This window comes from Oxalobacteraceae bacterium OTU3CINTB1, from assembly GCA_024123955.1.
Classification (GTDB): domain Bacteria; phylum Pseudomonadota; class Gammaproteobacteria; order Burkholderiales; family Burkholderiaceae_D; genus Rugamonas.
In genome coordinates, this window is record CP099652.1 from 3,705,421 (window position 1) to 3,720,826 (window position 15,406).

Consider the following 15,406-nt stretch of genomic DNA (forward strand, 5'->3'; position numbering starts at 1 on the left):
TGCGTCGTTGGCGGCGCAAAAATAGCCGATCACCCCGCGCGCCGCAAGATCGCGTACATATTGTCGCTGAGCGGACTGCGATCCAGCAGCGACATCCGCACCACATCCAAACCAGCCAGCTTCGCGGTCGCCTTCAACGTCTCCGGCGTGAAATAATTCACATGATCCGGCCAGCGGAAGCCGCACCAGCGTGGCCCGCGCAAATACCGGTTGAGGCAATTGTAATTGGGTACCTTGACCAGGATCGATCCACCCGGCTTGAGGCGCTTCGCCGAGCGCTCCAGCACCGCCAGCGGATTGATGTCGTGCTCGAGAAAAGACGCCATGATGATGACGTCGAAATATCCGTCCTCGAAATGCTCCAGCCCATCCATCGCCGAGGCGTGCACACAGCGGCCGCCGGCCTTGCGCAGCTTGCCATCCGAGATCCGCGACAGCTCCTGCGATATCTCTATGCCGTGCGGCACGCTTTTGCCGCGCAAATCCGCCGGCAGCGACTTGAACAAATCATCCAGCAACGAACCCCAGCCACAGCCCACGTCGAGCACATTGATGCGCCCGCCGCGCGCCTCGCGGATCAACCGCTGCACCAAGGTCAGACTCTTGTTCCGCTTCAGGATGCCGCCACGAAAACGCTTGAGCGCGGTGCTGATCGCATAACGAAAGGGCTCTGCTTGCTTGCGCGCCTGCGTTTCCTTCTCGAACGTCACCTCATAAGCGAAATCCCGTGACAGCTCCTCGTAAGCGGGAGGATTGGCCAGAAACACTATACCGGTCTGCTTGCATTGTTTAAGCCGCCAGGGCGAGGGCGCATAGGGCAAGTCGATTTCGTCGCCACCCTGGGCGCGGAGTGGAGAAATTCTCAGTCGTGCGGCGATAGTCATGGGCTGATGCCTGCTGGTCGGTTGCGGGAGCGTGCCGATCAAGACTAGCATGGCCATATTGCACAACGATGACGTGCGCCAAACGTGCTATCGCGGTGTCGGACCGTAGTAACGCGCCGCACCATCGGGGATGATATCGACCCGGTCGAGGATGAAGCCGGGGTCCATGGCGTACAAGCGCAGCCGGTGCTTGCCCGGCGCGAACCGCTGCGGCGCCAGCGACCTGACCGCCGTATTGCTCAGCACGTTGAGCTTCCATTCGCTGCTGCGGCCATGGGTGCGGAAGTCGAGTATCGCCAGCGGTCCGTCATCGATGCGGTAGCCCAGCCTGAGCTGGTTTTCCGACGTCAGCGGATGCGTGGGGAGGGCGACGACGTTGACGCCGACCGGATCGGCGCCATCGGTGTGGAATTCGATTTCCAGCGGCGCGACCGTGCCGGCGTGGCCGGCTTCGATGGAAGGCAAGGCAAGCGACGAGCGCAGCACCGTGCCCATGCTGCCGAGCTCCTCGATTTTTTGCCATTGCGAATGCGGCGCCGCGCTGGATGCGGCAATCGACACCGGGCGCGGCCGACGCGGCGGCGTGGCGGCCGAGGCGGCGCCGTCCGACGATACGGGCCAGGCAGGTTCGGCGAACACCGGCAGGCGGCGCGGCGCCATGTCCATCATGTGCCGCCATTTGCCGTTGGCCAGGGCGTTGTATTCGGCGGTGTCGGCTACGATGGCCCGATGCGCCGCCTTTGCCTCCGTCACGAGCTGCTCGGCGCGGTCACCGGTGTTGTCCGGCAAACCGGCCAGCTCCAGCTTCAGGATGCGCGCGTTCAAGTTGGCGCTTGCGCGCACCGGATACAGCACCAGCTCGTGGAACGCGTCGCGGCGGTCGGCCGGCATGGCTTGCGCCAGCGCCTCGGCGCGCGCGGTGATGGCCGCATACCGGTTTAGGCGCCGCCGCGCTTCGTCGCCGCCCGACCGCAGGTAAGCGGTCGGCTTGTTTGGCGTGGTCGGCTCGGTCTGGCCAAAGCCCATGAATTCCGGCCGGCGCTCCCACGCCAGCGCGTAGTATTCCATCATGATGTCGGTGATCTGCAGCGCATGCTCCGCGCCGAATTGGCGCGCCAGCCACGCGCGCAAGTGCTTGCTGGGCGCCTGTTCCAGCAACGTGTGGTCGAAGGCCAGGTCGAGGAAGTACTGGCTCAGGTATTCCAGCGGCTTGATATCGCCGACATTGGCCACCCACAGCTTGCGGGCGCCAGTGTGGCTGGCCCGCTCCAGCTGCTCGCGCACCAGCGCGGGATGGGTGGTTGCCAGCCACAGGTAATCGTGCGGGCGTCCCCAGTAGGACAAATGATAGTAAAGTCCCGCGCCGCCGGCGCGCTTCGCCTCGGCGGCCGTGCCGAGCTGGCTGATATAGCCGTAATTATCGTCCGGCCAGATCAGGCTGATATCCTCCGGCACCTTCAGGCCGGCTTTGTAGATGTCGAGCACTTCCTTGTACAAGGTGAGCACCTGCGGAATCCGTTCAGATGGAAGCCCCTGCGCCTTGGACAGCAAGCCGCGCTGGATATCGATGACCTGTTCGACGCCATCGCGCGCCTCCGGGATCGTCTTCGCGCCTTCCATCGCGCTGTCGTGCACGCCGCGCAAGCCGACCGACATCAGGGTTTCAAAGCCTTTCACTTGCTGGACCCGCTCGTCCCAGTAGGCGATCATGCGGTCGCGGTTGGTAAAGAAGTTGAACGGTCCGCTCGTCTTCGGATCCCATTCGCGCACGTTGTTGCGCATCATCGGCTCGGCGTGGGAGGTGCCGACCACGATGGCGTAGTCGCGCGCCATTTCCGGGTTGCCGGCGATCTGATAGAAGGGCTTGGTCGAGTCGTGCATCGCCGGCCACAGCGTGTTGGCCTTCAGGCGCCACATCAGCTCGTAGATACGTGCGTAGGTGGCGGGCCCGATGTCACCGGTCTTGAGATCGTAAGTCTTGGCCGCCCAAGGCTGCAAGCCCCAGTCCTCGTCGTTGAGGAAGATGCCGCGATACTGGACCGATGGCGCCCGCGAAAAGACCGTGGCGTCATCGATGGCTACGCGGGCTTGGCGGCGGGGCGTCACGTCCGCCCACCATTCCCAGGCCGAGACGCCGAGTTCGCGCGTCAGGTCCACCACGCCGTAGACCGTGCCCCGGACGTCGGAACCGGCAATCAATACATAGCGCCGTTCTTTGGAGCGGATGACCAGCCGTTTATGCCGCTCCCACTCGCCGCGCAACGCCGCAAGATCCAATCCGTCGCGCTTGGCTAGCTGACGCAACAGCGGCGTATCGACAGCGCCGATGATCACGCAGGTCTTGCCGCAATCTTGCAACCGCGACGAGATGCGCGGCGTTTGGCCGCTCAGCGCCTGCAGGTCGCGACCCAGCAATTTCGCCGCCAGCGCATAGGTCTTCTGGTCCTCATGGACAATGGCGGCCACCGGACCGCCTTGTTGATACAAGGTCAACTCTCCGGCGCCCGCGTGCCGTGCGATAGCGAGCAGCGCCCAGCACGCGAGCGATCCGGCGAACTTCATCGCTGCGCGCTGATCGGGGCCGAACCCGGCATGATCTCCAGCGGCACGCCACCGCGCACCGTGCGAAGGTTGACCAGCTTGACAGGCTCCAGCACGTTGCCGGGCTTGCCGTCGGTGGTGACCGCCAGCGCGATGGTGTTGGCGCCGTTCGGGTTCAGGATGCCCGGCGGGATCACGAACGTGCGCTGCGGACCGATGTGGGCGATGAACTGTCCCATGTTCCAGCCGTTGACGAAGATCAGCGCGCGGTTTTCACGCTCCGAACGCGGCTTGGTGGTGTCGCCGAACGCCAGGCCAAGCTGGATATCGTGGCCCTTCGGCAGATCCAGATCGAACGACGTCCGCAGCCAGTAGGTGCCTGGCGCTGGCGGCGCGTCGCCGCTCTTGGCCCTTGTCCAGCCCGCGTTGGAGCTCTTGCTATCGACCGCCGGCAAGTACCAGCCCTGGCGCTCGCCATACAGGCCGCCATTGTTCATCGGACCGCGCACGACGTCGACGATATTCTCGCCGCCCTGGGTGCCCTGGATGCGCCACACGATCGGCACGGCGTAACGTTGACCGCCGCGCGACGTCAGCGAGGCCGAAATCAAGCCGCGCGCCTCGCGGTGATAGTCGTCGGCCATCAGGTTCCAGTTGTGCGAATTGTTGCGCACCATGACGGCGATCACGTGCGGGCCCTTGGCCAGCTTGTCGCCGAGCGAGAACTTGACGCTGTCCGTGGTCTCGGGGAAGGAGCGGCCGACGTCGAGCTCATGCTGGCCGACGAATTTACCGTCGACCCACACCTGTATCATGCCGGCGCCACCGGCGCCGTAGAACAGCTCCAGTTGATTGCTCTTGGCGTCGGCAAGGTCCAGTCGGCCGCGATACCAGACGTCGCCGTGGTGGAAGCCATAGTCGCTCATCGACAAGGTCGGCTGGCCGCGCTCCGGCATGGTCCAGGTCTGCGCCGCCGAGGCACGGTTGTCGGCCTTGATCCAGGCAGAATCGTCGAACTTCGGCTGCGCCTCGGGGCTGTCCATGCGACGCGTCCAGCCCAAGGTGGCGAGGTCCGGCAGCTTCACCGCGTCCGGCCCTTTGAGCGCGGCGGTGCGCAGGCTGCCGTCCGGCTGGGCGGTGACCGAAAGGTTTTCGCCGTTGAAGGTGACCGTCGATACGGACGGCCCCCAAATCTGCATCTCGCTGGCGGCTGTCGTATCGCCCGTCAACGCCAGTTTGCCACCGGCCAGACTGGCCGAGCGCACCATCGCGGGACTCAGTTGAAGAACCTGACCCGCCGGCGTTTTCTGCGTCCAGAAGGCGATGCTGTTTTTCTCGTCGGCCAGCAACAGCAGCAGCGGGGTGCGGCCACCGCCCGAGATGCGCACGCGCGCCAGCCCGTCGTGCACATATTCCAGCTTCAGCACGCCGTTCTCATAGCGCGATGTCACTTTTCCCTCGATGACTTCGACGTTGGGCGCACTGGCGTAGCGCAGCAGCGTCTCGCCCGGCTCGCCGGCGCGGCCGTGCAGCAGCGCGATATCGCGCTCGCCGTTGGCGAAGTGCGTCTGGAGTTCCGACGTCGAGTAGACCAGGTGATGCCGTTCCAGCTTGTAATCGGCCAGCAGCATCTTGGCGTCCTGGCCGTTCAGGCGCAGTGGCACCTTGTACGTGCCATCCTTGGTCGTCAGGTCGAAGGTGAAGCTGTCGTTGGTCAGCAGGTCCGACGGGCTGTGGACCGCGAACAGTATATGCGTGTTCAGATCGGGGTTGATGTTGTGATAGACCTTGACCTTGTCGGACGAGGTCTTGATCGGCGGCCCTTTGTCCATCTTCGCCAGCGCCTGCTCGGCCGCCTGGACCAGCATGCCTTGCTGTTTCAGGCCGTACGCCTTGGCGCGCAAGCCACGGTCCTCCGAGATCGGCGCGCCGTAATCGTAGGAGGTATACACCACCGGCCCGGCCAGCCAGCCCCACGAGGTGCCGCCGAACGTCATGTAAATATTGTGGATGGTGATGCGGTTGATCAGGTTGGTGCCATAGAACACCCTTTGATACCCCGTGCCCTGACGCTCGCCGGTGCAGTTGTAGGTGCCGTTCGAGCCCCAGTAGTCGAACCAGCCGCCGCCCAGTTCTGCGGCGAATCCCGGCGTCTTGGGCGACGACAGGGCGCCGATCTTCGGCGAGTTCTTGCCGTAGATGCCCCAGTCCGGCGCCTTGTTCGGGCCGGCGGGATCGGCGTGCACATTGCAGGTGCCGCCGGGGTAGCCGTCGAACGCGTACATATCGGTCGGGCCGGGATTGGCCCAGGCCGCGGTCGAATCCTTCGGCGTCCAGTCTGGCAGCCGTCCGGCGGCGTTGTGGAAGAACGGCACGCTGATGCCGTCCGCGCGCGCCTTCTTCGCCAGATGGTCCATGTGACGCACGTGCTTCGGCTCGACCTTGCCCAGCTCGTTTTCCAGCTGGTAGGCGATGACGTTGCCGCCGCCGGTGGTGATCTGGTGGCGGGCGATGATGGCGTTAATCTGTGTCATCCACTCGTCGACGGCGGTCAGGTAGACCGGATCGTCGGTGCGCGCCTCGGCGCGGTTGCGGAACATCCAGCCGGGATAGCCGCCGCCGGTCAGCTCCGCGTTCACGTATGGTCCGGTGCGGGCGATCACGTACATGCCTTCCTCCTCGGCGATCTGGAGGGCGCGTTCGACGTTGCGCACATGGGAGAAGTCGTAGACCCCGGGCGCGGTGGAGTGGTAGCCCCAGTCGAAATAGAAGGCCACGCCGTTGAAGCCGAGCGCCTTCATCTTCTGTATGACGTCCCGCCACAGCGATGGGTTGGGCAGGCGGAACGGGTGGATCTCTCCGGACCACACGACCACGCGCTTGCCGTCGATCAACATCGAGTGCTCGTCCCAGCTGACCTTTTTCGGCTGGCCTTTCGGCTTGGTGGCCTGCGCCAGCGCCTTGCGGTCCTCGACCAATACCGATGCCTGGCCGACGACGCCGGACACGCCGCCTAGTTGCTTGGCCGCGCTCCACGTGCGCAAGCCGTCCAGGCTGTCGGAATACCAGCGGCGGCCGCTTGCGGCATCGCCGAAGTAAAGACGCCATTGCCCACCAGGCAGCCTGATCAGCGAGTGGCTGCCGGTGGTGGCGCCCCATTTGGCCCAATTGCCTTGCCGCTCGACGGTCCAGGGGCCTTGCAATGATTTGGCGCTGGCCATCTCGATCAGGCCTGTGGCGCCGTTGCGGGCGAGGGCGGTGTAGCCTCCGTCGGTGACCGCGACGATGGTATCGACATAGTTGTCCGGCAAACCCTGCAACGGCTGCGGCGCCGACCAGGTGCTCAAGTCGGCGTTCGGCGTCAACACATAGCTGCCGCCGGCACCGCGCGAGACGATGGCCTTCAACGATCCGTCCTTGTCGCGCAACCATTCCGGCGCGACGGCCTGCGCGTTGCCCGGCAATGCCAGCGGCACGTTGCGGACGAACTGCCAGTTCTTCAGGTCCGTGGAGCGGGTCAGTCCGAGTTCGGCGCTGTTCGCGCCGGTGGCGTAGAGCACGTAATAATAGCCATCACTGTGGCGCACGATAGCCGGGTCGCGCATCAGTTTGCCCGGCGGCCGGTACGCATCGGAGGCCAACGACGTAAAGGTGACGCCGTCGGTGGACGAGAACAGGCTCAGCCAATTGTCCGACGCGCTATTGAAACTGGCCATCAAGAATGCCGAGGCGTCGGCCGCACCGCCACGCGCCTGGCTGGTTTGCCGGTCCGCGTCCGACGCTTGCGGAATGCCCAATTCCTGGGCGGCGCAGCCCAGCGCCAGGGTCGCGCCGCCGATGCCGGCGATGGTATTTCGAGCGATGCGTGTGAAGTTCAGCATGGACCTATTTCAGTGAGGTAAGAACCACACATCATAAGTCCATATCCCAGCGGAGCAACATGCCTCTCAATCAACAAGTTGAGTGATTGATTCGATTCCTGCCAAGGCCAATTTACATAAGGCGAAATCGAACTCTTCTAAACCACGTAGGGCGGATTAGCGCAGCGTAATCCGCCATGCTCCGTCGACGGCTTATGATGAAATCCTACAGCGACTTCAGGAACGCCAGCACAGCCTCGCGGTCAGCCTTCGACAAGCCCTCGAAGCGCTGGCGTGAGCGGTCCGCTTCGCCGCCGTGCCACAGGACGGCCTCGGTCAGCGTGCGGGCGCGGCCGTCGTGCAGGTAGCCGGCCTTGGCGCCGCCGCCCATGACCTTGTCCGTATAGCCGACGCCCCACAGCGGCGCGGTGCGCCACATCGCGCCCTTGGCCTGGCCCTCGACGAATTTGTCGGCCAAGCCCGCGCCCATGTCGTGCAGCAGCAAATCGGTGTAGGGACGGATGGTCTGGTTGCGCAGCTCGGCGAACAGGTGGCCCGGACCGGTCTTGATCTCGGCCGTGTGGCAGGCCACGCAGCGCATGCCCTGGAACAGCCTGGCGCCGGCGGCGACTTGCTGCGAATCGACGCGGTGCTCGTCGAGCGGCGCCACGCCTTTCGGGAAACCGCTGGCCACGCTGCGCTGGGCCGGCACCGCCACCAGCGCCAGATAGTTCGTGATCGATTGCAGATCGGCCTCGGAGATGCCGGCCTGGGCGGCGCCGGCGCGGCAGGCGACCGGCCCGTTGACGCAGTCGCGGCTGCGGTAGACCGGCGAGGTCACTGCCATGTCGAGCAGCAGCGCTTCGGCCGACTGCTGGCGCAACGTCGCCTTGCCCGCCTTCCAGCCGAAGCGGCCCACCCGCACCGCGCCGCTTTCCGGATCGTAGACGTAGTTGGCCACGCCCTTGACGCCGTCGGCGTCCGGCGCCGAGCGCGCCAGTGCCAGGATGCTCGCCTCCGGGATCGCTTCCAGCAAACCGGCGCCTATCATCGGCTGGGCCGCGCGCAGCGAGAAGATATCCGGCGTCACGCCCTCGAACGCCAGGGTCGGCTTGCGCAGTTCGACCGTCGTGCCGTCAGCCAGCTTGACCGAGCGCGTCTCGAAGCCGGCCACCCGCACGCCGTTGCCCCAGTTCTGCGGCTTGCCGGTGGACGACATGGCGTTCATCTGCACCGCCGTGCCGTATTGCGGATGCGGCAGCTGCTGGCCGCTGGCGTTGGCGGTGGCAACGCGGATCGACATGTTGTCGAGCCGCTGGTTGATCGCGGAAGGTGCCGGGCTGCGGCCGTTGTTGACGTGGCAGGCGATGCAGACGGACTGGTTGAACCGCGCTCCCTGCAGGCCCACCGCCTGCGCGTAGCGGTCGTTGCCCGGCTCGTTGTGGTCGCCGGTGGTGAAGTTGGTGTGCACCAGGCGCCGGCCCTCGACGAAGCGCTGCATATTCTGCATGCCGATGTTGTTGTGCGGCTGCTGGAACATGAACAGGCCGTTGTCGGAGTAGTTGTAGGACACCGACCCGGCGCCGCCCGACAGCGTCTCTTCCGGCAGCGGGAGCGTGTTCAGACGCGGTTGCACGCCGTACCACGGCTTGAGCCCGGCGCCGACCACATACGCCCACTCATACGAGTAATAACGGATGCCGCCGTTGTCGCCCTTGGCGGCCAGCGCGTCGACGGTGGTGAACATCGACGGCGACACTTCGATGACATCGCCGACCACCAGCGCGCGCCCTTTGACGGTGGTGCCGTCGGGGAGGCCATCGGCGCCCAGTCCGGCGTGTCCCGGATAGTTGTCGACGCGGATGGTGCAGCCGTTGTTGATGCCGTTGGCGTTGGTCAGCTTGCCGTTGAGCGGATAGGCCACCGGCTTGCAGATGGTGACGTTGTCGTCCACCAGCTGGCCCGGCGCCATCCAGCCGTAGCCGGTCACGCCGGGGCGGTCGAAGCCGCGGAAGAAGGCCACGCCGCCCTTCAGGAAGTCGACCGTGGTGTACTGGTTGACGGTCAGCGTGGGCTTGGTGACGCCGGCCACCCGGCTGTTGTCGATGATTTCCACGCCCCAGGTGCGGTTCTTGAAGTACTGCGGCACGAAGGTCAGGTAATTGCCCGGTCCCTTGTCGCGCGGCAGGCCGGTGACGGCGTCGATCGTCTCGTTGGGGCCGTAACCGATCTCGTTCCAGTCCTCGCCGCGCTCGCGGCCGTGGCGGGCCAGGCCGCGCGCGCCGAAGCGGGTGACCAGGGTGCCGTCGGCCAGGGAGAATTGCAGCGTCTCGAGCGGCTGGTCGGCCGAGGGCAGGGGCGTCCAGCCGGCGCCGCTGGCGGGGAAATTCAGCGGCGACGTCGTTGCGCCGCCGAGCGTGTTGTCGCTGCCCGGCGTCTTGAATTCCACCTCGTACAGCGAGTAGCCGTACTGGCTGGCGCGCGCCACGCCCTGCAGGCGGACGTAGCGGGCGTCGATGCCGAGGTTGAAGAATTCCTCGGTGCCGCCCTGGCCGTTGGCGACGGCGCGCCGCAAGGTCCAGTTCTGGCCGTCGTCGGACACCAGCAGGTTGTATTGCTTGCCGTAGGAGTTCTCCCAAAGCAGCTTCATGTAGCCGATCGGCGTTTTGGCGCCGAAGTCGAACTGCAGCCAGGCGCCATCCTCGAACGCGCTGGCCCAGCGCGTGTTGGTCTTGCCGTCGATCGCCATGGCGGCCGACTGGCCCGGATTTTCCAGCCTGGAGGAGGTGGCCGCGACCGGTTTGATCGCCACGCCGGGCTGGCTCGGATCGGTCGGCGGCTGCGCCGGCGCGGGATCGGCCGGCGCCGTGCCCGCCGTGCCGGAGAAAGCCTGCACCTCGATGATCGAGTACCCGTATTGCGTGGCGCGTTTGACGCCCTGGATGCGCAGATAGCGGCCCTGGCCGTTCAGTCCCGTCACATCCTCGGTGCCGCCGTCGCTGTTGTCGACGCTCTTGATGGTGGTCCAAGTCGCGTTGTCGTCGGAGACCTGCAGCAAATACTGCGTGGCGTGGGCGTTCTCCCAATCGATGCGCACGCGGGTGATGATTTCGCTCTTGCCGAAGTCGAGGGTCAGGTGCTGGTCGTCGGCGAAGCCGCTGCCCCAGCGGGTGCCGTTGTTGTGATCGATGGCGGCGGCGGCCGACAGGTCGCCGCGCTCGACGGAGCTGGCCGTGACGTTGGCCGGCGTCAGCGGCACTTCCGCCGCGAGCGCCGCGCCCTGTATCCGCATGGCGCTGGCGGTGCGAAGGGCTGGCTGGGCGGCTTCTTCACCGCCGCCTCCGCAAGCCGTCAGCAAGACAATCAAGGCCAGGGGCAAGCCATGGAGGGGGAGCCTGCGCAAACGTCGCAGGTTGAGTTGGTGGCGGCACGGCGAGCGATTCATTCCATTCCCTTTTTGTGTGGTTGGCTATGGCGGCGATCCGTGCTGTGGGAACGTTTCCATTGGCGATGGCTGAGGGCCCGGTCCCGGTGCGATCCCGGCCCGTTCCGACGCGCCGGATGGCGGCGCCTCAGAACTTCTCGGTTACAAAAACTTTCGATTGAGCAACGTTGTCGAAGATATCTGGTGTTGACCCGCGTGTCAAGACGGGTCGCAGAAATGAAAGGCGGTTTTGGGCTGCCGCGGGCGACTTCCGGTTGCGCCACGGCAGCCCCCGGCTCGTCGGTGTGACCTGGATTGGCCTGACCTGAAAAGGCGGTAATCAGCGGGAACGCGGCTTCATCGCGCTACAAACCCGCGCTGTTTTCCGCCATTGCCTTCGCGTCGGCGCCGGCCGGAATGCGCCGTGGCGCTGAGGGATCGTTAGCGGCCAGCCATACCGCTTCCGCCACGTCCATCGCCCGCGTCACCGCCGTCTGCGCCGCCGATGCGGAGAAGACCTGCTGCGCCATGCCGGCATAGGCCTCGGGAATGGCGCCTTCCATATGCGGCCGGGCATTTTTGCCGAAACTGGTATCCGGGGCGCGGCCCGGCAGCACCAGATTCACCCGCACGCCGAATTGTTCAAGTTCCAGTGCCAGCGATTCGGTGAAGGCGTTGACCGCCGCCTTGCTTGCCGTGTAGACCGACAGCAACGGGAGCGGCATCAGGGTGACGGCGGAAGTGACGTTGATGACGACGCCGGCCTTGCGCTGCCTGAACTGCGGCAGCACCGCCTGCGTCATCGCGATCGTGCCGAGCGTGTTGGTGTCGAAGATGAGGCGGGCGCTGGCCATCGCTGTGCCCTCCAGCGCGCCCATCAATCCGAGGCCGGCGTTGTTGACCAGCACGTCGATCGGTCCGGCGGCCTCGACCGCGTGCCGGATGCTGTCGGGATCGGTCACATCGAGCGCGATCACGCGCAGCCGGTCGGAGCGCGGCAATATATCAGGCGCCGGCGAACGCATCGTGGCGACCACGTTCCAGTCGCGGTCGAGGAAGTAGCGGGCGGTTTCAAGGCCGAAGCCGGACGAGCAGCCGGTGATCAAAACGGTTTTCATGAAGTACTCCTGTGGTGGGTAAGCAGGGTTGAACTATAGAATGCGGCGGCAGGACTTGCTATAATCAAACGTCCTAGCTTCATTCGTGAGAGTCCACACATGACCGATCCCCTGACGGAAGTCGTTTCACTGCTGCAGCCGCAGGCGCGTTTTTCAAAAGTCGTGGCCGCGGCGGGGGAGTGGCGCGTGCGCCGCGCCGAATCCGGCCAGCCTTTCTACTGCGTGGTGATGGACGGCGCGTGCCAGCTCACCGTCGGCGCACAGCAACCGATCCAGTTGCGCCAGGGCGACTTTGTGCTGATTCCATCGGCCCACCGCTTTACGATGGACAGCAGCGAGCCCATGACCCCGGCCGAGGCCGAAAGCGAGCCCGTGGCGCTGCCCGATGGCGAGTTCCGGCTGGGCCGGCAAGACGGCCCTGCGGACGTGCGGGTGTTGATCGGCCACTGCGCCTTCGATTCGCCGGACGCGGCGTTGCTGGTCTCGCTGTTGCCGCAACTGGTGCATGTGCGCGGCGAGCGGCGGCTGGCCACCATCGTCGAACTGGTCGGTGACGAATCGCGGGCCCGGCGGCCCGCGCGCGATGTCATCCTGGCGCGGCTGCTGGAGGTGCTGATGATCGAAGCGCTGCGCTCGGCGGCGCACACGGCCGCCTCGCCGGGCCTGTTGCGCGGGCTGGCCGACGACCGTCTTGCCGTCGCCCTCCGGCATATGCACGAAGGCATGACGCGGCCATGGACGGTGGCGCAGCTGGCGAAGGAATCGGCGATGTCGCGGTCGGCGTTTTTCGAGCGCTTCAGCCGCGCGGTGGGCGTCGCGCCGATGGAATATTTGCTGGCCTGGCGCATGGCCTGGGCCAAGCACCTGCTGCGGAGCAATGAGGGCGGCGTGGCCGACGTGGCGCAGCGGGTCGGTTACGGTTCCGCCAGCGCATTCAGCGTCGCCTTCGCCCGCCACGTCGGCTTGCCGCCGGCCCGCTACGCGCGCGGGCAGTCGGACTGAGCGGCCCGTGCTTTGGCGATCAGGCCGGCGTGGCACGACGTGGATCAAAGACGCGGCCGCCTTTTGCGCTAAGGTCAAGACTGGCTATCATCGATGGAGCGACATCATGGACGCGCAAGTCAACAGTGGTTTCCAGGCACGCGTCAATCTGATGCGGCTGCTGGCGGCGGGGATGGCCGTCATCTATCACGTGCGCTTCCTGCTGTTCGCCGGCTACCCGGAGGTCTCGGAAAAGAGCTTGGTGCTGACGTTGTTCTACTTTGTCACCAGCCTGGGCCACGAAGCGTTCGTCATGTACATGCTCATCAGCGGGGTGGCCCTGGGCGGACTGTCGATCCACCGCTGGCGCCACGGCGTCGACCCCGGCGCCGATCTGCTGCGCCGCTCCACGTGGTTTTATTGTCTGCTGACCCCGGCGCTATTGCTTGGCGGCGCGTTGGACTTCATCGGCACCCGCGCGCTGGCGCGCCCCGAGGTGTACGCCTATTTCACCATGTTCTCGCCCAGCCTGGGCCTGGAGGCTTTCGCCGGCAACATGTTGATGCTCCAGCGCTTCGTCGTCCCCGGACTGGGCAGCAACACGATGCTCTATCTGCTGGCGTACGAGTGCTGGGCCTACTTCGCGCTGGCCGCGTTGTTCGTGCTCGGAAAGCGTCGCCGCGCGCTGGGCTGGTGCGCCGCCATCGCGGTCGCCTTGGCGGGCAGCGTGCTGGCGCCGGAGTTCCTCGGGTATTTGTTGTTGTGGATCATGGGGACCGGCGTCGGCTGGCTCGGGTATAGCACCAAGGTGCGTTTCCAGCGCCGCTATGGCATGCCGGTCTTTGTGCTCGGCCTGCTGGTGTCGCGCTGGGGTGGCGCGCACGTCGAGCAAGTGCCGGAGGCGTTGATTCCCGCCGCCCGGATGGCGCTGGACTTGCTGTTTGGCGCCAGCTTCGCTTTGCTCACCGTTTGCTGGCTGGCGGCGGGCGCCAGGCAGGCGCCGATCCTGTGGCTGCGCTGGACCGCGTGGCGCCTCAACCGCTGGTTCAGCGGCGCCAGTTTCGTGTTGTTCACGACGCACTTTCCGTTCATGATGTTTGTCGTCGCGGTCGCCTCGGCGCGGTTCCACGTGCCGATCGGCGGCCAGCCCGGCGCGTTCGCGTTCGCCATGTTCGGCGCGACGGTGGTGGCGATCTGCCTGTACGCGTATGCGTTCTCGGCCGTGGCGTCGCGCCTGGCAAGGAGGGTGCGGCGCACAATGCGGGCCCGGATGTTGGCGAAAGCGGCCTCGCCGGTTATTTAAACGCATTCATTGCGCAACGCGCGCAGGTACGGCCAGGGATAGATTCCCCGTTGGTGTCCGTCGTTAAAGATCAATTGCAGTCCGTAGTTGCCGACCACCTCCAGCCGCTCCACCCGCAGGTCGTCGCCGGCAGTGGCGGACGCCAATCCCAGCAAGCGCCCGGACTGGCACTGCGTGCACTTGCAACTCGCCCGCAGTTGCGCGTGCGGCCATTGCTGATGCGCGCCGTCCTGCCAGACGATGGTCAGCACGCGGCCGGCGCGGTCGTTGCTGATTTCGCTTGGGTAGTCCATCAACGGCTCCGTGTGGCGGCGTGGATCTGTTCCAGCGCCAGGCGGGCGGCCTTGCGCACTTCCGGATCGGGATCGGCCGCCACCGGTTCGAGCGCCGGCAGCGCGGCGGCGTCGCCCAGTTCACCCAATGCCAGCGCGGCTTCCTTGCGCAGGTTGCTGATCGCGTGCGTCAGCACCGGCAGCAGCGCCGGCAGCGCGCCCGCGTATTTCAAGCGGCCCAGGCTGCGCGCGGCGCGCAGCCTGATCTGCCAGTAACTGTCGTCCAGCGCCGCCATCAGGGCGGTGCCGACGGCCGCTGGATTGACCGCGTCGGCGCCGTCCCGGACCAGGGCCAGTTTGCCCAGGGTCGTCGCCGCTTCCTCGCGCACTTGCCATACGGGGTCGCGCAGCGCGTCGAGCAAGGCCGCGGCGGTGTCCGCGCCGGCGCCGTAACCGACGGCGCCAACCGCCGCGCGCCGCACTTCGGCGTCCGGGTCGCGGCTGACCAGCGCGGTCAGCGCCGGCAGCGCGGCGGGTTGTTTCAGGTAGCCCAGCACGGCGACGGCTTCCCGGCGCACCGTTGCGTCGCTATCGGCAAGCGCCGCCAGCGCCGGCGCGTAGCTGTGCGGCGAACGCAATTCGCGCACGGCGCGCAGCACGGCGGTTTTTACGAAAGGATCGGCGTGCGCGAGGTGCGGCAGCAGCACCTCGGCACTGTCCGGCTGTTTTACTTCGCTCAAGCTTTGGGCCGCTGCTTGCCGCACGCTTTGGTCCTGGTCGCCGAGGAGGAGGGCGAGGCCGGCCACGCCGTCCGGGGTCTCGAACCCTTCGAGCGCGCGCGCGGCTTCGGCGCGCACGGTGGCGTCGGCGTCGCACAGCGCTTGAATGAACAGGTCGGCGTGTTCCTCGCCGGCCCAGTCGGCCAGGTCCAGCAAGGCGATGCGGCGGACGGTGGCGTCGGAGTTGGACAGGCGCTGGCGCAGTTCGTGCAGTTCGGTGTCGTCGTTTACGGTGTTCATGGGG

9 protein-coding genes are annotated in these 15,406 nt (G+C 66.1%); 2 read left to right on the forward strand and 7 right to left on the reverse strand.

Annotated elements, in window-relative coordinates:
• Positions 1-29 precede the first annotated feature (29 nt).
• The 5 genes from NHH73_16210 to NHH73_16230 all read right to left on the reverse strand — a co-directional run bounded on the left by NHH73_16210 (position 30) and on the right by NHH73_16230 (position 11,827).
• Positions 30-884 (reverse strand): class I SAM-dependent methyltransferase, encoded by an 855-nt coding sequence (locus NHH73_16210; protein ID USX24173.1) that lies wholly within the window; start codon positions 882-884, stop codon positions 30-32.
• An 87-nt stretch (positions 885-971) separates the two neighbouring features.
• Complete coding sequence (locus tag NHH73_16215; GenBank protein ID USX24174.1) at positions 972-3,446, reverse strand: glycosyl hydrolase 115 family protein; 2,475 nt, start codon at positions 3,444-3,446, stop codon at positions 972-974.
• Complete coding sequence (locus tag NHH73_16220) at positions 3,443-7,306, reverse strand: beta-galactosidase (GenBank protein USX24175.1); 3,864 nt, start codon at positions 7,304-7,306, stop codon at positions 3,443-3,445. Before NHH73_16220 ends, NHH73_16215 begins: the two co-directional genes overlap by 4 nt.
• Positions 7,307-7,511: 205 nt before the next feature.
• Complete coding sequence (locus tag NHH73_16225; GenBank protein ID USX24176.1) at positions 7,512-10,730, reverse strand: discoidin domain-containing protein; 3,219 nt, start codon at positions 10,728-10,730, stop codon at positions 7,512-7,514.
• A gap of 344 nt (positions 10,731-11,074) precedes the next feature.
• Positions 11,075-11,827, reverse strand: coding sequence for an SDR family oxidoreductase (locus NHH73_16230; protein ID USX24177.1), 753 nt, complete (start codon positions 11,825-11,827; stop codon positions 11,075-11,077).
• A 99-nt stretch (positions 11,828-11,926) separates the two neighbouring features.
• Here NHH73_16230 and NHH73_16235 point away from each other — a divergent pair, with 99 nt between their 5' ends.
• Both NHH73_16235 and NHH73_16240 read left to right on the forward strand, forming a co-directional pair.
• Positions 11,927-12,829 carry an AraC family transcriptional regulator gene (locus tag NHH73_16235; GenBank protein ID USX24178.1) on the forward strand — a complete coding sequence of 301 codons (903 nt, stop codon included), beginning with the start codon at positions 11,927-11,929 and terminating at the stop codon, positions 12,827-12,829.
• Positions 12,830-12,935: 106 nt separating this feature from the next.
• Positions 12,936-14,111 carry a hypothetical protein gene (locus tag NHH73_16240; protein USX24179.1) on the forward strand — a complete coding sequence of 392 codons (1,176 nt, stop codon included), beginning with the start codon at positions 12,936-12,938 and terminating at the stop codon, positions 14,109-14,111.
• Here NHH73_16240 and NHH73_16245 read toward each other — a convergent pair.
• A complete protein-coding gene (locus NHH73_16245) occupies positions 14,108-14,404 on the reverse strand; it encodes a DUF971 domain-containing protein (GenBank protein ID USX24180.1) in 297 nt (98 codons plus the stop codon). The two genes, NHH73_16240 and NHH73_16245, sit on opposite strands and share 4 nt — an antisense overlap.
• On the reverse strand, positions 14,404-15,402 hold the full coding sequence (locus NHH73_16250) for a HEAT repeat domain-containing protein (GenBank protein USX24181.1): 999 nt from the start codon (positions 15,400-15,402) through the stop codon (positions 14,404-14,406). The genes NHH73_16245 and NHH73_16250 overlap by 1 nt, the downstream gene beginning before the upstream one ends.
• Positions 15,403-15,406 lie beyond the last annotated feature (4 nt).